Below are 18,563 nucleotides of genomic sequence, written 5' to 3'. Positions count from 1 at the left end.
AACTCAAAAAATTTTTAAAATTTAGGAAAATTTATGATTACTCTTTTAACTATTTTGCAGTTTGTCATCGTCGTTATTATTTGTATAGCTGTTTTACTTCAAAAGAGCTCAAGCATAGGACTTGGAGCTTATAGCGGAAGCAATGAAAGTTTATTTGGAGCAAAAGGACCCGCAGGATTTTTAGCGAAATTTACTTTCATCATGGGAATTTTACTTATTGCAAACACTATAGGTTTAGGATATTTATACAATAGTACAAGTAAAGATTCTTTAGCTGAAAAAATCAAAATTGAAACAAATACAAGCATTCCTACTGCTCCAAATGCTATAAACGTGCCAGCTATTCCAAGTGCTCCACAAATACCTAACGAATCAAATACAAGTAAGTAATTTATAAGGAAAAAATATGATTAATGAAATTTTAAACAAACAAAAAACTCAAAGTGAAAAAAGCTTAGAAGCTTTAAAAAAAGATTTTACTACCCTACGCACAGGTAAAGTCAATACACATATCTTAGATCATATTCAAGTAGATTACTATGGCTCTTTAACTCCTTTAAATCAAGTTGCAACCGTTTTAGCAAGTGATGCTTCAACAATAAGCATTACTCCTTGGGAAAAACCTATGTTAAAAACTATAGAAAGCGCTATTGCAGCAGCAAATATAGGGGTAAATCCAAACAATGATGGCGAAAGTGTAAAATTATTCTTCCCTCCAATGACAAGAGAGCAAAGAGAAGAAAATGTAAAACAAGCAAAAGCTATGGGTGAAAAAGCAAAAGTTTCGGTAAGAAATATTCGCAAAGATGCAAACGATGCCGTAAAAAAACTTGAAAAAGATAAAGCCATTTCAGAAGACGAAGCTAAAAAAGCCTATGATGAAGTGCAAAAACTAACAGATACTTATACTGCAAAAATCGATGAAAGTGTAAAAAACAAAGAAAGCGAACTTTTAAAGGTTTAAAAATGGATTTAGAGCAAATTTATAAAGATTGTGGGGCTTATTTACAAGGACATTTTTTACTCAGTTCGGGTAAGCACTCTGAGTTTTATCTTCAAAGTGCTAAAGTCTTAGAAAATCCAAAATTAGCAGCAAGACTTTGTGATGAGCTTACTAAAATTATAGCCGAATTTAATATAGAATTTGACAGCATTTGTTCTCCTGCTTTGGGAGGAATTTTAGCAGGATATGAACTTGCTAGAGCTTGTGATAAACGCTTTATTTTTACCGAAAGAGTTAATGGAGAAATGACTCTAAGACGCGGTTTTGAGGTAAAAGAAGGCGAAAGATTTATCATTTGCGAGGATATCATCACAACGGGCGGAAGTGCTTTAGAAAGTGCTAAAATCATAGAAAGCTTAGGAGGAAAAGTTTTAGGTTTTGCAGCATTGGCAAATCGCGGTTTTTGCGCGGTTGAAAATTTAAAAAATCCTAGAAAACCGAGTGCAAAACTGCCTGATAATTTACCTCTTTTTACTTTAGGAAATTTTGATTTTCAAATTTATGATGAAAATGATTGTCCGTTTTGTAAAGAAGGAAGTAAAGCTATTAAGCCAGGAAGTCGCGGAAATTAAATGAAAACTAAGGCAAAAATAGCCTCTAGATGGTTAAGATTTAGAGCTTTGCTTATAGATATATTTTTAATTTATGTCCCTATCTTATATTTATTTTATTTTTTATTGGGCTCTAAGGAGGCTTTTTTAAACAACTCCTATATCACAGCCCTATGTACTTTCTTATTTGGTTTTATTCAAGCTTTATTTTTAGCCTCAAAAGCTCAAAGTCCAGGGCTTAAGGCTTATGATCTTTATCTAATCGATCTAAAAACGGGTAAGAAAATAACTTTTTTTAGAATTTTATTAAGATATATTATATTTATTATAAGTTTTGGGTTGATTTTTGGTTTATTTATAAGCTTTTTAAGAAAAGATAAACTAAATTTACATGATATTCTAACCCAAACTTGCATAGTCACAAAGATATGAAAGAAAGGTAAAAAATGCAAAGAAAAAGAATTTATAATCCAGGCTCAAATGAAACATTAACAGATCGTAAAGTTTTTAGCGGAAATCCTCATGGAATCTTAAATTTTACAAAAGCAAAATACACTTGGGCTTTAAAATTATGGGATTTAATGGAAGCAAACACTTGGTTTCCAAAAGAAGTAGATACGACTAAAGATGCATTAGATTATCGCTGTAATTTAACTGCAGGTGAAAAAAGAATGTATGATCTTGTTTGGTCTCAGCTCATTTCTATGGATAGCTTTCAAACCAACAATCTAGCTGATAATATCAATCCTTACATCACTGCTCCTGAAATCAATGCGGTTTTAGCACGCCAAGCTTATGAAGAAGCTAACCATTCAAAATCTTATGCAGTAATGGTTGAAGCCATTTGCGATAATACGGATTTAATCTATGAAATGGAAAAGCACGATGAAACCTTGCGCGAAAAAAATGATTTTATTTCAAGTATCTATGAAGAATTAGCGGGCGATGTAGATGATAATAAACTTCTTTTGGCCATGGTAGCAAATCAAATTTTAGAAGGAGTATATTTTTATAGTGGATTTACTGCGATTTACGCGCTTGCAAGAGCAGGTAAAATGCTTGGTTCTGCTCAAATGATTCGTTTCATTCAAAGAGATGAAATCACTCATCTTTTACTCTTTCAAAATATGATCAATTCAGTTCGTAAAGAAAGACCTGATTTGTTTAATGAAAACAATATCAACAAAATTTATGATATGTTTAAAAAAGCGGGCGATTTAGAAATCAAATGGGGCAAATACATTACTCAAAATCAAATCATGGGTTTTACAGACGATATTATAGAAGAATACATCCACTATCTTGTAGATCAAAGACTTGTTGCTATCAATCTTGATAAAATTTACAATGCAAAACACCCTATCAAATGGGTAGATGATTTTTCTAAATTTAATGATCAAAAAAGCAATTTCTTTGAAAGTAAGGTCACAAACTATTCTAAAGGTAGTATAAGCTTTGATGATTTTTAAATTTCTTGGAAATTAACTTTTATGAAAAAAGATTCTTATACAAAACCAAATAACACCTTGCTTTGTGATTTTTATGAATTAACCATGATGCAAGGTTATTTTCTAAATGGTTTTGAAAACAAAATAGCTTATTTTGATATATTTTTTAGAAAAATTCCCGATCACGGCTCTTTTGCTATATTTGCAGGACTTGAGGATATTTTAGACTTTGTATCTTGTTTGCATTTTGATGAAGATGATATAGCCTATTTGCACTCTCAAGGGATATTTAAAGAAGAATTTTTAAGATATTTGAAAAATTTTAAATTTAAGGGCGAAATTTATGCCATGCAAGAAGGCGAAATCATCTTTCCTAACGAACCCTTGATGATCATCAAAGCCAATGCTATTGAAGCACAAATTCTTGAAAGCTTCTTACTTTTAAGTATCAATCATCAAAGCCTAATTGCCACAAAAGCCAATCGTATCGTAAGAGCAGCTAAAAATCTTAGCGTGCTTGAATTTGGCACGCGAAGAGCTCATGGAAGCGAGGCGGCACTCAAAGGGGCAAGAGCGGCCATAATAGGAGGTTGCAAAGCTAGCTCTTGCACACTTGCAGGGAAAAATTATAGCATTATGACAAGTGGAACTATGGCGCATTCTTGGGTGCAAATGTTTGATGATGAATTGAGTGCTTTTTGTCATTATTTAGAACTTTATCCTCAAAATCCTACCTTACTCATCGATACTTATAATTACAAACAAGGGCTAGAAAACGCGGTCAAAGCATTTAAAAAATTTAAAATCAAACAATGCGGTGTGCGTATTGATTCTGGAAATTTAGAAATACTTAGCAAAGAAATTCGTACTATCTTGGATAAAAATGATTTAAAAGAATGCAAAATCATCGTTTCAAATTCTTTAGATGAAAAAAGCATAAACAAACTGCTTAAAAATGATGCACCTATTGATGCTTTTGGGGTAGGCGAAAAACTCATCACTGCTTCAAGTGATCCTATTTTTGGCTGTGTTTATAAACTCGTTGCCATAGAAGAAGATAAACTCATCACGCCTAAAATTAAAATCAGCGAAGACAAACAAAAAATAACCCTACCGCATTTTAAAAAACTTTTTAGAATTTATGACAAAAACACTCAAAAAATGCTTTTTGATGAGCTTTATATTTATAATGAAAAATTACCTAAACTTGATGAAAATTTAGAAAGAAAAGAACTTTTAAAATGTGTTTTTAAAGAGGGTAAAATTCTTAATAAACAAAAAAATGTAGAAGAAATTGCCCTATATGCAAAAAGTCAAATTTCAAAGCTGGATGAGAAATTTCTTAATTTTAACAACAAAGAAAAATATAAAATCAAACTTTCAAAAGATTTAACAAAGCTAAGACAAAATTTTACAAACACAACTCTATGAAATTTTGTCGATATAGCTCAAATGCTCCATTTGTCTATTTAAAATGGATAAATTTGAGCTTTTTCATAAAAACAGCGTTGTTAAAATTTTAAATCAATCCAAAAAATCATTTTTAAATTCAACATAATTTAAAGCAGATTGTTTTAAAAATGCCACTTCTTCATCGCTTAGTTCGCGTATAAGTTTTGCAGGGTTTCCAAGTATGAGTGATTTGGGTGGAAATTTCTTGCCTTTGGTTACCACACTACCTGCACCCACTATACTATCATCTCCTATAGCTGCATCATCCATAATCACTGCATTCATCCCCACAAGCACACGAGAGCCGATCTTGCAAGCATGGATCACGCAATTATGCCCTATAGTAACATCATCTCCTATGCAAGTAGGAAAGCCTGCATCTTTTAAACTTCCATCTTTATTAAATTCTCTATGCCACACATGGATAGTGGTTAAATCTTGTATATTTGTTCTTTTACCGATTTTAATAAAATTAACATCGCCTCTTAGAACACAATTAAACCACACACTGCTTTCATCACCTATCTCTACTTCTCCTATAATCTTAGCACCCTCTGCAACAAAGACATTTTGACCCAAATTTGGAAATTTATCTTTAAATCGAATAAGCATTTTCATCCTTTTTTATTTTTAGTATAACCAAAATATCAATAAGAAAAACAAATTTTTTAGTTTTTAATCAAATTTTGAAACTTTATTCGTTACAATTTGTCATTTACGAGGAGAAAAAATGAACGCATTTGAGCAAAAACGATGTCAAAGTATGGCCGAAGAAATCGCACAAAAAATATTCATCAACGAAGAACTTTTTAATGCTTTTTGTCAAATTCCACGCGAAATTTTTTCCCCGCTTAAAGCCCATGCTTATCGTCTTGATGCTTTACCTTTAGCTAATTCTCAATGGATCAGCTCTCCTTTAACCGTGGCTAAAATGACTATGGCTTTAAATTTTAAAGATGCGGACAGTGTCTTAGAAATAGGCTGTGGAAGTGGTTATCAAGCAGCGATTTTAAGCAAGATTATAAGGCGTGTTTTTACCATAGAACGCATAGAAAATTTAGCCAAAAAAGCAGCACAAACCTTTAGAGAACTCGAGCTTTTTAATATTAATGTTAAATTTGAAGATGGACAAAATGGATGGAAAAATTATGCGCCTTATGATAGAATTTTATTCTCTGCTTATACGACACAACTTCCTGAAATTTTACTCGATCAGCTAAGTGATGGGGGCATACTTGTAGCCCCTATTTTGCACAATGGCAAACAATTTATCACTCGCATAACCAAAAACGGTACTCATTTACAAAAAGAAATTCTAGAAGAATGTCTTTTTGTACCCATAGTAGATGGAAAAGAATAAATTTTTATCAATAAAAAATTTATTCAAAACTTTTAAAAACCTTTCTTAGCTTCTCGCTCATTTCATCTATATGGCTTTTTTCTATGATTAAAGGGGGTAAAAATCTCAAATCATTCTCCCCACAACTGATAAGCAAAAGAGAATTTTCTTGACATTTTTTAATCACCTCAGCTACTTTTACACTTTTATCAAGACTAAGCCCTTGCATAAAACCCAAACCTTTTCTTTTTTTACAAAACCTGAATTCTTTGATAAGATTTTCCAAACTTTGCTCTAAATAAGGCGTAAGTTTAGAAACATTTTCTAAAATTTTTTCTTTCTTAAAAATTTCAAAAACCGCATTAACACCTGCACAAACTAAAGGATTTCCTCCATAAGTACTTCCATGATCGCCTGCTTCTAAGGATTTTTGTGCTACTTTTTCGCTCACTACAAAAGCTCCGACACTAAGCCCACATCCCAAAGCTTTAGCAGAAGTCATTACATCAGGTAAAATTCCTGAATGCTCGTAAGCAAAAAATTTACCACTTCGCCCCATGCCGCATTGAATTTCATCAGCGATTAACAATATATCTTTTTCATCGCAAAGCTTTCTTAAAGCCTTGTAAAAATCTTTTTGAGCAGGATTGACACCACCTTCTCCTTGCACACTTTCTAAGATAATAGCGCAAGTTTTTTCATTGACTAAGCGTTCTACGCTTGAAAAATCATTATACTTTGCAAATTTAACACCTGAAATTAAAGGCTTGAATGGTTTTTGGTATTTTTCATTAGCGGTTAAAGATAAAGCTCCTAGTGTTCTTCCATGAAAAGAATGTTTAAAGGCTATAAAATTTCCACCCTTGATACCTTTATTAAAAGCATATTTTCTAGCGACTTTCATCGCTCCTTCTATACTTTCTGCTCCTGAATTTGTGAAAAATACACGCTCTAAGCCACTCGCTTTAGCTAAATGCTTGGCTGCTTGGGCTATGTTTTCATTATAATATAAATTGCTAGTATGTAAAAGTTTATCAACTTGGGCTTTAATCTTAGCATTAAATTCAGCATGGTTATATCCTAAAGCACATACACCTATACCACTTGAAAAATCAAGATATTTTTTACCCTTATCATCTAAAAGGTAAACCCCTTCTCCGCTTTCTAAAACAATATCAAAACGCTTATAAGTAGGGATAATATGACTTTGCTCTTTATAATTCATTTTCATCCTTTAACCCACTAAAGTCCCAATACCCTCATCGGTAAAAAATTCAAGCAACAAAGAATGCTTCACGCGTCCATCTAAAATATGCACTTTCTTAACTCCACTTTCACAAGCATCTATACAAGATTTTAATTTTACATGCATACCGCCTTGAATTTTGTCAACCAAGGCTTTTGCTTGGGTTATAGAAATTTTAGAAATTAAAGAATTTTTATCTTCAAAATTCTCATAAAGTCCTGCAGTATCGGTTAAGAAAGCAAGTTTTTCCGCCTTTAAAGCTTTGGCAATAGCACAAGCTGCATCATCGGCATTGATATTGTAAGTATTGAAATTTTCATCCATTCCAATAGGAGCTATGATGGGTAAAAAATCTTTTTCTAAGAGATCTTGCAAAACACTTGAATTTACCTTTTGTATCTCGCCTACAAAACCTAAATTCTCATCCTTTTGCACGCATTCTAAAAGTCCCCCATCCTTGCCACAAAGCCCTATAGCTTTAACACCTAAATTTTGCAAGCTGTGAACTAAATTTTTATTGATATAATTTAGCACCATACTTGCTACTTCTGTTGTGGCTTGATCACTCACCCTAAGTCCGTTATTAAACTCACTTTTTACGCCTAATTTTTCGCACATTTTGGAGATATCTTTACCCCCACCATGAACGATAATAGGCTTTAAGCCTACAAGCTTTAAAAGAGCTATATCTTGCATCACACAATGTTTAAGCTCCTCATTTTCCATAGCTGAGCCGCCGTATTTTATAAGTATAATTTTTGAGCTGAATTTGCGTATATAAGGCAAAGCTTCGATTAAGACATTTGCTTTTTCTAAATATTTTTGCATGATTTACCCTCAAACATTAAAACTAGTTTGATTGTGAGAATTGAGCGATAAATCATAATAATTCGCATCTTCTCTTAAGGTAAAACCATAATGCTTCCAAAACTCATTACCCAAATCATTGCTCTTAAAGGCTATCAATGCGATCTTGTTAATCTTCTCAGATTTTAATGCCTCAAGGCAAAATTTTGTCATTTCATGGGCTATACCCTTTTTTCTGTGATCTTTATGCACGCACACATGATAAAAACCTCCTGTGCGACCATCATGCCCACAAAGTATACTTCCAACAATTTCTTGATCAATCACAGCTACTGCGCTAAGGTTTGGGTTTCTATCTAAAAATTTTTCTATATTTTCTTTACTATCATCAATCGATCGAATTCCAAAACCTTTGATATCACACCAAAGCTTGTAAACTCCTTCATAATCACTTTTTTGCATTGCTCTAACTTGCAATTTTTATCCTTTACAAATTTGCAAAGAATTTAAGTCCTTCATCTTCATCAAAATCAAACATTAAATTCATATTTTGAACAGCTTGTCCTGCTGCACCTTTGATTAAATTATCAATAGCACCTAAAACAATAATACGATTTGTGCGTTCATCGATGCTGAAATTTATATCCGCAAAATTGCTTGATTTAACCCACCGAGTCTGCGGAAACGACTGCGGTGGTAAAAGCCTTATGAATTTCCTGTCTTGATAATATTTTTGATAAATTTCACGAATTTCTTTTTCACTTACAGAATGTTTTAAATTTGCATAAGCAGTAGTTAAAATTCCCCTTTGCATAGGTACTAGATGAGGGGTAAATTGTAAAGTGATTTTCTCTCCTGCTGCATAGCTTAAATGCTCTTCGATTTCAGGGGTATGACGGTGTGAAGCTAATCCATAAGCCTTGATATTTTCATTTACCTCACAAAAAAGATTTTCTACTTTTGCACTTCTTCCTGCGCCGCTGACTCCACTTTTTGCATCGATAATCACCGAATTTAAATCAATCATCTTTTCTTTAAAAAGCGGATAAAGACTAAGTATAGAGCAAGTAGTGTAGCAACCAGGATTTGCGATTAAATTTGCATTTTTTATCTCTTCTTGATAAAGCTCACAAAGTCCATAAACTGCATTTTTTAAAAGCTCTTGATTAGGATGAGTAAATTTATACCAAAGCTCATAATCTTTAGGATTTTTAAGACGAAAATCAGCGCTTAAATCTATGATTTTCATCTTTTTTAATAAAGACTCGCTAAAAAGTTTAGCACTAAATTCATGCGGAGTAGCGGTAAATAAGACATCAAGTTCAAGTTCATCTAAATTTTTATCTTCAAAATTTAAATTTAAAGGCGTGTTGGGATAAAGCTTCGTATAGCTTTGCCCCACACTTGAACTAGAACCTATATAGGAAATTTCTACTTTAGGATGATTCAGTAAGATACGCACAAGCTCATTACCTGCATATCCGCTTGCTCCCAAAATTCCTACTTTTAATCTCATTCCTAGTCCTTACTGAATTTCAAATGGCTTAATTATAGACAAAAAATGCTTAAAATAACACTTATGGGTTTATAAAATTTGATAGACTCTTACAAAAATACTCATATATCTCAAAAATTATCACGAAGCTTTTTGTATACAAAGACAATGGACGCTAAGATTTGCTACTAGATTTTAATGCCTTTTGATGGATTAATAAATTAAATATTTTTTTTTAAGTATGTATAATTGTTCGTGTATATGAATGGAACGATTTTTAAGATTGCGAGAGGCTCTAAAGGTCGGGTATTTTTGCTCTAAAATTTGACATTTACCTAAGCTTTGCAAACGCTTTAGAAATTTTTCTTTCTTTACAAAACCCTCACAATTATAAGAAAGCAAAATGATTTTGGCTTTTAAATCATTGATAAGCTCAAACAAAGCATCTTCTGCTTGTTTTTCTTTATTAAAAATACTTCGGTTCCAATCTCTTGGTATACCAGAAATCTTTGAAATTTCATCAGGCCTTTGATAATTTGCGATTAAATTAAGCATAAAATAATTCGAACTATAAGGGTGTTGATTATAAGGAGGATCAAGATAAGCCACATCGATATTTTCAAGCTCTTTTGCAAGTAAGTTAGCATCCTTTTGCACCACTTCAAATTCACAAGAAAAATTTGAAAAAATAGGCATTTTAAGCTCGATATCACCTTTGATACGCTTTAAGGCATTTTGCGCCTCTCCACCAAATTTACCCACTCCATCTCTACCCTTATAAAAACCCTTAAAAACTCCACTAGTATTTGAATGCACACTTGCTTCATAGATTAAAGGCGCTATAAAAAAATGCTTTAACTCTTCAGGAATTTCCTTTTCGATTTTTTGTCTTAAAGTATCAAGATATAAAGCATTTTTAAGAGTATAAAAAACGCGTTCATCTTTTTGGATGCAAGCCTCATTCTTTGGAGCATAGAGTTCACTTATAAAACCTGCTTGAAATTCTAAATTTTGGGTTAAAATTTTATGATAATGTTTTAAAAGCTCGGTTAAATTTTTATCTTTATTAGAAAGATAACATTTGTTGATAAGTTTGGAATAATTTTCTAAATCATTGGCTAAAATATAATTTGAGTGTGCTTTTGCAAAACGACTTACAACACCTGAGCCACTAAATATATCACAAAAACTAAATTTATCTTTACCAAGTTCTTTTTTAGCTACCTTAAAGCCCTTATTTAAAAATCCTAAAAGTGCTCTTTTATTGCCTAAATAAGTAATGATTTGTTCTTTTAAAAAAGAGGGATTTTCCTTCAAAATTTTTAAACCTTTAAAAAGCTTATCTGTAAAAACAGATTAAGCTTTTTTTGGAGTTACAAGCATATTAACATAGCGTCCTTCAAAATTTGGCTCTTTATCACGATTAGCATCATTCTCTATCATAGTCCAAATTTTTTCAAGCAAAGCTACACCTGCTTCAGGAGTCGCCATTTCACGCCCTTTTAAGAACACACGAAATCTCACATGCTTACCTTGTTCTAAAAATTCTAAAGCATGTTTTACTTTGTAATTTATATCATTTTGAGCAATTTTCACAGAAAGTTTAATCTCTTTAATATCGATTACTTTTTGTTTTTTCTTTGCTTCTTTTTGCTTTTTTTCTTGCTGATAACGGAATTTTCCATAATCCATAATCTTACAAACAGGTGGCTTTGCATCTGCAGCTATCATTACAAGATCAAGTCCTAAACGATTTGCAATCTCTAAAGCTTCATCACTGCTGATAATGCCATATGCTTTGCCATCATCACCTATACATCTGATTTCGTCCGCTCTAATTTCTTCGTTGAGCAATACTTCTTTTTCTTTACTCAAAAATGTACCTCACTCATTTTCTCCTTAACTAATTTAATAAATTCGTCCAAGCTAAGATTTTTTTGTTCTTTAGCTCTTCTATCTCTTAAAGCAACGCTTCGCTTTGCCACCTCTTCATCGCCCAAAACTAAAATCATAGGTAATTTTTGTTTTTCAGCAGTGCGAATTTTCTTACTTAAGCTCTCATTTTTCTCATATACTTCGCTATCGATATTTAATTCTAGCAAGGCTCTTTGAATTTCTTTCGCATAAGCAATATGAGAATCAGAAATCGGCACTATACCCACTGCGGTTGGTGCGATAAAAAATGGAAACTCCCCTGCGCAATGTTCAGTTAAAATTCCTATAAATCTTTCAAAAGAACCTAAAATCGCACGATGCAACATTACAGGCTGCTTTTTCTCATTGTTACTATCTGTGTATTCTAGCTTAAAGCGTTCAGGAAGATTAAAATCTACTTGTATGGTACCACACTGCCATTTTCTTTTTAAAGCGTCAGTGATTTTAATATCGATTTTTGGCCCATAAAAAGCACCTCCACCCTCATCAATGCCATATTTTAAGCCTTGTTCATCTAAGGCTTCTTTTAAAGCTTTAGTAGCTGTGTCCCAAATTTCATCATCGCCTATAGCTTTAGCAGGTTTGGTTGAAATTTCCATCTCATAACTAAAGTCAAATAATTTCATCAAATTATCAACAAAGGCTAAAATTTCAAGCACTTGCTCTTTGATTTGACTTGGCATACAAAAGATATGCGCATCATCTTGAGTGAATTCTCTTACCCTAAAAAGTCCATGCAAAACCCCACTTTTTTCATGTCTATGTACCACGCCATATTCAAAAAATTTCAAAGGCAAATCACGATAACTTCTTACATCACTTTGATAAATTTTAATATGCCCCACACAGTTCATAGGCTTAATGCCATATTCTTGTTCATCAATTTGTGTAAAATACATATTTTCTTTATAGTTTGCATAATGCCCGCTAATCTTCCATGCATCTGCTTTTAAAAGCTCAGGCCCACGCACAGGCTCATAACCACGCAAGCGATGAATTTTATAAAGCATATGTTCAAGTTTAGATCTAAGTCTTGCACCATTACTCAACCAAATAGGAAGTCCACCCCCTATCTCATCATCAAAAGTAAAGAGTTTAAGTTCGGTTCCTAATTTTCTATGATCGCGTTTTTTAGCTTCTTCTATGATTCTTAAATGCTCTTTTAAACTTTCTTTATCTGCAAAAGCAGTACCATAAATACGCGTAAGCATTTCTCTTTTTTCATCGCCACCAAGATAAGCTCCCGCGACGCGTGTAAGTGAGAAGTTGCGTAAAAATTTGGTATTAGGCACATGAGGACCACGACAAAGATCCTCAAATTCTCCTTGTTTATAAATACTTACTTTTCCATCAGGAATACGGAGTAAAACTTCTTGTTTTAAATCATCGTCTTTAAATTTAGCAATAGCTTCGTTTTTTGTGATTTCATATTTTTCGATTTCTTGTTTGGCTTCGACTAATTCTTTCATCTTTTTTTCAATTTTTGCTAAATCTTCTTCGCCGATTTTAGAATTCACACGAAAATCATAATAAAAACCATCTTCTATAACAGGACCAACGAAAAATTTAGCCTCAGGATACAAACTCTTAATCGCCTGTGCCATTAAATGCGCACAAGAATGACGGATTACTTCTAAACTTTCTTTAGAATTATCAAAATAAATTTCTTTTAAATCAATAGAATTCTTACTTTGAGAATCAACTATTTTTTCATCATCTAAGTATGCAATAACTTCTTTTTCCATAACTTTTAACCTTATTTTGCTCACTGACTCTGTGAGTGTTTATAAAGTTCTAATTTTAGCTTTCTAAGACTTAATTTTTTTTGAAATTCAGCTTATTTTTAAAAAAATCTTAGAATAAATTTAATATTTGTTTATAACTTAAACTCACTCCCAGAATTTAAAATTCCGCTATAATACAAATAAAAAAATAAAATTCCCAACACTATCCTATAAATTCCAAAAGGAATAAAATCAAATTTTGAAATGAATTTTAAAAAGAATTTAATCACAAAAACCGCTACCACAAAAGCTGTAACAAAGCCTATACTTAAAGGGATTAAAGCATTAGCGTTGCTAAGAAGTTCAGGTTCTTTGTAAATACTATAAGCAGTTGCAACTATCATCGTAGGGATAGCAAGTAAAAAGCTAAATTCAGCTGCTGTTTTGCGGTTAAGTCCTAATAAAAGTCCACCTATAATACTTGCTCCACTTCTTGAAGTACCTGGAATCATTGCTAGAGATTGGATAATACCTATGCAAAAAGCTTGTAAAAAACTCACTTTTTCTAAAGAATTGGTTTTGTATTCTTTATTTTTATGAGCTAATTCAATAACAATAAAAACAATACCACCTAAAATAAGCATCACAACTACTACATAGCCATTAAAAAGCTCTTTTAAATACTTATAAAGCACAAATCCTATAAGCCCTGTAGGAAAAAAACCAACTGCAAGTTTAAACCAAATATCAAGTCCTTTAAAAAGCTTACGCCAAAACACAAAAAGCACTGCTAAAATCGATCCTAGTTGTATAATGATTAAAAAACTTTTCCAAAATTCATTAATATCAATACCTAAAATAGTCGTCCCTAAAATCATATGTCCTGTAGAAGAAATGGGTAAAAATTCAGTCAAACCCTCAATGATTCCTAGTATTAAAGCATGTAAATTATCCATATTTTTCCTTAAAATAAAAAAAGAATTCTACAAACTTTTTTTAAACACGACAAAAATATAAAAACAATTTCTTAAAGCAGACGATAAAAATAAACTATTTGTATGAAAAAGCTGATTAATTTTGAGTTTTATTTCTCATTTTACTGGCTTGGGTAAGAATACAATTTTTTACTATTGGAGCATTTTATACTTTGGATCAAGATATTAAAAATAAAGTTACAAGATAAATAAACTAAGAAGAATTTTATAAAAAATTTAAAATTCTTCTTTATGAATGTTTTAAATTCTAATGAATTTTAACAATACGCTTGATAAAATAAAGTATGACTCCTATGAAAAATATCAAACCTAATAATTCATTATTGTGTATATTTAAAAAGCTTAATTTCAAAGGACTTTCACTTCCGCCCATGCTAACAGAAAAAACAGTAATTGCAGCTATAATAACGCCAAAAATACTTTCCCCTACGATGAGTCCTGAGGCAAATAAAGTCCCTTTTTGTTCATGGGTTGCTATTTTTTCATTTTTGTGAGAATTATTTTGATATTTGTTTGCTAAATATCTCATCACAAAATATTTTAAAATTCCACCAATTACCAAAGGGATATTTACAGATGGTGGCAAATAAATACCAATACCCACAGCCAAAGGTGGTAAGGATAAATTGCCATTTTTTCTTAGTATCTTATCTATAATAATGATAAATATACCTACAACTACTCCAAATGCTATATAACTCCACTCTATATTGTGATTAAAAATTCCTTGTGCTATAGTGCTCATTAAATTTGCTTGCGGTGCTGCTAAAGCTGATGAAGCATCCATACCTTCTCTTGGCATTGCTCCGACAAAACCATAGGCTTGATAAAGCAAATTTAAAACAGGAACTATAGCCAAAGCACCAAAAACACAACCTATTAGCAAAGCAACTTGCTGTTTCCAAGGGGTAGCGCCCACTAAATATCCTGTTTTTAAATCCTGTAAATTATCATTTGAAATAGCAGCAGTTGCTACAATTACGCTTGTAGTAAAAATAGCCAAGGCTATAGCAAATTTAGAAAGCATAGGATCATCAAATAAATTTGCACCCAAAAGTAAAATAACCAAGGATGAAACAATAATCCCAATAAGCCCGATTCCAGAAATAGGACTAGAAGAAGATCCTACAAGTCCTGCCATATATCCGCAAGCTGCTGCAACAAAAAAACCTATTAAAACAGAAACTAAAGTTCCAACAAAGGCAAATAAAATTTGATAATAATTATTTAAATTTGCATCCGATACAAAACTATAAAAAGTAATGAAAAGTCCTATAGTCATAATTATAAAAAGTATAAAAATGCTTTTTAAAGAAAGATCTTAATCGGTGCTTTCTTGGCTTTTTGTATTAGAAATTGTAACATTTTTAATAATTTCTTTAATGCCAGAAATCACTGGTTTTAAAAGTTCTATTAAGGTCCAAAGCGCTGCTATAGCAATAGCTCCAGTACTAATAAGTCTAACTTTAGCCGCCCAAACACTAGAAGCAAGTTCACTAGCATTTTTCACACCATCAAATTCAAAACTTGAAAGATAAGGAGTAAAAACTCCCCATGCTAAAAACATCCCTACAAAAAGTGCTATAGCACCTGCTAAACCTACCAAATATCCTGCTCCTAAAAGCGCTAAAGAATATCCTGCTGAAAAACCAAAGGCCATTTTATTCCAAATAAAAGCCAAACTGCTTTCACTTGCAGCAAGTTTAAAACCATTGCTTAACAAACTAAAAAAACAGCTATAAAAGAGCCTAAGGCTATTTCTTTTACACCCTGTTTGCCTTTTTTATCACTTTGAACTTTATTGGCTACTTTTAAAATTTCAGCTGCTACCCTACCTTCAGGATAAGCAAGTTTACTTTCAACTACCATAGCCCTTCTTAACGGTATGGTAAAAAGCACTCCAAGTCCGCCACCACAAAGACATATCATAAAAGTTTGCCAAAGTGGAAATTCACTCCAATACCCACACATAAAAAGCCCTGGGATAACAAAAATAACTGATGATAAAGTTCCTGCTGCTGAAGCTTGAGTTTGAACCATATTATTTTCTAAAATATTTGAAGTCTTAAAAAGACTCAAAACTGCCATGGAGATGACTACAGCTGGAATTGATGATGAAAAAGTAAGTCCCACTTTTAACCCCAAATATACATTTGAAGCTGTAAAAATAATAGTTAAAATACTTCCCAAAAGCAAACCGCGCAAGGTGAGTTCGGGTAAAGAGTATGTTTTTTGCATATTCCCTCGAATCATTTCATCATAAATTCCTATGATGATAAATTTTAAAAATAATACAAAAAAACTCTTATATTTTTATAAATTTTTAAAATTTGTAAAAAAATTATTTAATTTCAAACCAAACCGTATCTTGCTCACCGCTTTGAGAAATAATAAAAAGCTGATATTTGCCTTCTTTTAAATTTAAATTTTGCGTATTTTCATCTCCCTCATAAATAAGTTTTTGATTTAAATACCAAAAAAGCTTTTCATTATTTAAATTAGCTACTTTTGCCACAAGACCTTTCATTCCATTTAAATCTTTGGCTAAAATAAGTTTTAAATTATCTTTAGGATAGATAATCTTAACACCCTTTTTATTTGAAAATTTAAAATTTCTTTGCTGAAAGAAATGGAGTGCATAAGCAGGAAAATCAAGCTTTATCAATGCTTTTGCATCTTTAAAATGAATATCCTTAGAATCAAGCTCCCTACCTTGATACTCATAAACTTTTTTCAAAAAAGGGGAAGTTCTTAAAATATTTGCCCCTTTAGGATATAAAACATTAATATAACTTGTATTTAAATCCTCATCATATCTATATTTACTGATACTATCTAACTTGATTGTCATCAAATCATCAGGCGGCGCAAATTCCAAATCCACCTCATCTAAAAGTCCTAAAATCTCAAAAAGCAAATCTCCTGCTATACTCACGCCATATAAATTTGCATTAGCTTCACCGCTAAAATTTCCTACCCAAACTCCTAAGGTATATTTTGGAGTTGCGCCCATGGCCCAAGCATCTTTTCTACCATAACTTGTGCCCGTCTTCCAAGAAATAATTTTTTCTTTATTGTAATTTTCTAAACCCACTCTTTGAAGTTCTTTCATTGCTTCTAAGGTTAAATACGCACTACCCTTAGAAAACATTCTTGCTACTCCGCTTAAATTTTCATCTCTTATAAAAGAAAGATTGGCAAGCTCTCCATAATTTGCCAAACCCAAATAAAGTTTTATAAGATCCTCAAGACTCAATTCTTTAGTTCCTAAAATAAGCGAAAGCCCATATCGCTTGTAATTCTCATCTTCAAAATTTAAAAAAGCTTTTAATTTATAAAAAAATTTTTCATAACCATAATCTTGCAAAAGCGATACAAAAGGAACATTCAAAGATCTTTGTAAAGCTTCTTTTGCACTGATTATCCCATAATATTTTTTATTTGCATTTTGGGGATTGAAATTAGAAAAAAAGGTTGGAACATCAAGCAAAATTGAATCCGGTGCGATAATGCCTTCATCAATACTTAAAGCATACAAAAAGGGTTTTAAAGTAGAACCCACACTGCGCTTGGCAATATTTCCATTAATTTGTCCTAAATTTGCCATATCATAAAAATCTTGCGAACCCACATAAGCTAAAACTTTGCGTGTTTTAGTATCGGCTAAAATAATGGCTAAATTTTGTATGCCTTTTTGTTGCAAAGTATAAGAAAATTCTTTAGCCTTTTTTTCGATTTTAAGTTGAATTTTTTTATCTATGCTTGAAAAAATTTCTTTATTATCATCACTTAAAAGTCTTAAAGCAAGATGGGGTGCAATATTTTTGCGAGGCTTAAAATTTGGCAAGGGCTCTTTTAAAGAAAGTTCGTAAATATCTTTGTTGATTAACTTTCTTTCATAAAGTTTTGCTAAAAGTTTGTTGCGTTTATCTAAAAGTTTCGTTTTATTTTTTTCTAAATTAATAAGTCCTGGTTGATTGGGTAAAATCGCAAGCAAAGCAGCTTGAGCCCAAGTTAAATCTTTAGGATTTTTATCAAAATAAAATAAAATAGCAGCTTCATAACCGATTAAATTCCCGCCATAAGGAGCATTGCTTAAATAAAGCTTTAAAATTTCATCCTTACTGAAGGCATTTTCCAAAGCTAAGCTTTGTATAATTTCATTGAATTTATTAAAATAAGTTCTATCTTTTTTATCCCAAAGCTTAATCGTTTGCATACTAATAGTACTTGCACCACTTCTTTGAGTAGAATTAAAATTATTTACAAAAGCCCGCATTAAAGCTAAAAAATCTACTCCAAAATGAGAATAAAATTTCCTATCTTCATAATTAATCACAGAGACTTTCAAACGCTTGGGAATATCAGTGCTCTTGATATGCCATTGCTCTTCATCATTTAAAAAAACACTTAAAATTTCGCCATTTTTATCGTATAAAATCTTACTATAACGGCTTTTAAAATCATCCAGTAAGGTATTTTTATCAAAAGAAAAATATACATAAAAAACATAAGCAAGAAAAAAAAGTAGCAAAAAGCTAAAAATTTTTAAAGCATTTTTCATGTTT

General features: G+C 31.8%; 17 protein-coding genes and 1 pseudogene. 7 read left to right on the top strand and 11 right to left on the bottom strand.

The window, feature by feature from the left end; genetic code table 11:
* The first annotated feature begins 33 nt into the window (after positions 1 to 33).
* From secG to KAR88_RS08175, 6 genes are read left to right on the top strand one after another with little or no spacing between them, the layout of a single operon-like run.
* A complete protein-coding gene (gene secG / locus KAR88_RS08200) occupies positions 34 to 390 on the top strand; it encodes a preprotein translocase subunit SecG (protein WP_002777966.1) in 357 nt (118 codons plus the stop codon).
* Between the two features lie 16 nt (positions 391 to 406).
* Positions 407 to 964 (top strand): ribosome recycling factor, encoded by a 558-nt coding sequence (frr, locus tag KAR88_RS08195; RefSeq protein ID WP_002777964.1) that lies wholly within the window; start codon positions 407 to 409, stop codon positions 962 to 964.
* Between the two features lie 2 nt (positions 965 to 966).
* Positions 967 to 1,575 carry an orotate phosphoribosyltransferase gene (pyrE, locus tag KAR88_RS08190; protein WP_002792031.1) on the top strand — a complete coding sequence of 203 codons (609 nt, stop codon included), beginning with the start codon at positions 967 to 969 and terminating at the stop codon, positions 1,573 to 1,575.
* The gene (locus KAR88_RS08185; RefSeq protein ID WP_002777961.1) at positions 1,576 to 1,986 is read left to right on the top strand and encodes an RDD family protein; all 411 of its coding nucleotides are present in this window, start codon (positions 1,576 to 1,578) and stop codon (positions 1,984 to 1,986) included.
* Between the two features lie 14 nt (positions 1,987 to 2,000).
* Entirely contained in the window at positions 2,001 to 3,023 is a 1,023-nt protein-coding gene (locus tag KAR88_RS08180) for a ribonucleotide-diphosphate reductase subunit beta (protein WP_002777960.1), read from the top strand.
* 21 nt (positions 3,024 to 3,044) lie between these two features.
* A complete protein-coding gene (locus tag KAR88_RS08175) occupies positions 3,045 to 4,433 on the top strand; it encodes a nicotinate phosphoribosyltransferase (protein WP_002792024.1) in 1,389 nt (462 codons plus the stop codon).
* 93 nt (positions 4,434 to 4,526) lie between these two features.
* Here the strand turns inward: KAR88_RS08175 and KAR88_RS08170 are convergent, their stop codons facing one another.
* On the bottom strand, positions 4,527 to 5,066 hold the full coding sequence (locus KAR88_RS08170; protein ID WP_002781878.1) for a gamma carbonic anhydrase family protein: 540 nt from the start codon (positions 5,064 to 5,066) through the stop codon (positions 4,527 to 4,529).
* 118 nt (positions 5,067 to 5,184) lie between these two features.
* Between KAR88_RS08170 and KAR88_RS08165 the strand changes: the two genes are divergently transcribed.
* On the top strand, positions 5,185 to 5,814 hold the full coding sequence (locus KAR88_RS08165; RefSeq protein ID WP_002783642.1) for a protein-L-isoaspartate(D-aspartate) O-methyltransferase: 630 nt from the start codon (positions 5,185 to 5,187) through the stop codon (positions 5,812 to 5,814).
* Positions 5,815 to 5,833: 19 nt separating this feature from the next.
* Here KAR88_RS08165 and KAR88_RS08160 read toward each other — a convergent pair whose 3' ends face one another.
* From KAR88_RS08160 to pbpC, 10 genes and pseudogenes are all read right to left on the bottom strand, one after another.
* On the bottom strand, positions 5,834 to 7,024 hold the full coding sequence (locus KAR88_RS08160; protein ID WP_004284757.1) for an aspartate aminotransferase family protein: 1,191 nt from the start codon (positions 7,022 to 7,024) through the stop codon (positions 5,834 to 5,836).
* A gap of 3 nt (positions 7,025 to 7,027) precedes the next feature.
* Positions 7,028 to 7,867 (bottom strand): acetylglutamate kinase, encoded by an 840-nt coding sequence (gene argB, locus KAR88_RS08155; RefSeq protein WP_002781872.1) that lies wholly within the window; start codon positions 7,865 to 7,867, stop codon positions 7,028 to 7,030.
* A 9-nt stretch (positions 7,868 to 7,876) separates the two neighbouring features.
* Complete coding sequence (locus tag KAR88_RS08150) at positions 7,877 to 8,323, bottom strand: N-acetyltransferase (protein WP_002781870.1); 447 nt, start codon at positions 8,321 to 8,323, stop codon at positions 7,877 to 7,879.
* Between the two features lie 10 nt (positions 8,324 to 8,333).
* A complete protein-coding gene (gene argC / locus KAR88_RS08145) occupies positions 8,334 to 9,362 on the bottom strand; it encodes an N-acetyl-gamma-glutamyl-phosphate reductase (protein WP_002783640.1) in 1,029 nt (342 codons plus the stop codon).
* A gap of 192 nt (positions 9,363 to 9,554) precedes the next feature.
* The gene (locus KAR88_RS08140) at positions 9,555 to 10,658 is read right to left on the bottom strand and encodes a DNA adenine methylase (protein WP_002777944.1); all 1,104 of its coding nucleotides are present in this window, start codon (positions 10,656 to 10,658) and stop codon (positions 9,555 to 9,557) included.
* Positions 10,659 to 10,697: 39 nt separating this feature from the next.
* On the bottom strand, positions 10,698 to 11,216 hold the full coding sequence (infC, locus tag KAR88_RS08135) for a translation initiation factor IF-3 (RefSeq protein ID WP_002781867.1): 519 nt from the start codon (positions 11,214 to 11,216) through the stop codon (positions 10,698 to 10,700).
* Entirely contained in the window at positions 11,213 to 13,021 is a 1,809-nt protein-coding gene (gene thrS / locus KAR88_RS08130) for a threonine--tRNA ligase (RefSeq protein WP_002777939.1), read from the bottom strand. Before thrS ends, infC begins: the two co-directional genes overlap by 4 nt.
* A gap of 131 nt (positions 13,022 to 13,152) precedes the next feature.
* Complete coding sequence (locus KAR88_RS08125) at positions 13,153 to 13,956, bottom strand: undecaprenyl-diphosphate phosphatase (RefSeq protein ID WP_002781863.1); 804 nt, start codon at positions 13,954 to 13,956, stop codon at positions 13,153 to 13,155.
* Between the two features lie 286 nt (positions 13,957 to 14,242).
* Positions 14,243 to 16,233, bottom strand: a pseudogene (locus KAR88_RS08120) (oligopeptide transporter, OPT family).
* A gap of 103 nt (positions 16,234 to 16,336) precedes the next feature.
* Complete coding sequence (gene pbpC, locus KAR88_RS08115) at positions 16,337 to 18,559, bottom strand: penicillin-binding protein 1C (RefSeq protein ID WP_002790233.1); 2,223 nt, start codon at positions 18,557 to 18,559, stop codon at positions 16,337 to 16,339.
* Between the last annotated feature and the right edge of the window lie 4 nt (positions 18,560 to 18,563).

The organism is Campylobacter sp. JH23, from assembly GCF_017846595.1.
GTDB classification, from domain to species: Bacteria; Campylobacterota; Campylobacteria; order Campylobacterales; family Campylobacteraceae; genus Campylobacter_D; species Campylobacter_D coli.
Note: the sequence above shows the minus strand (reverse complement) of the source record. Positions and strands in the feature narration are given on the sequence as shown.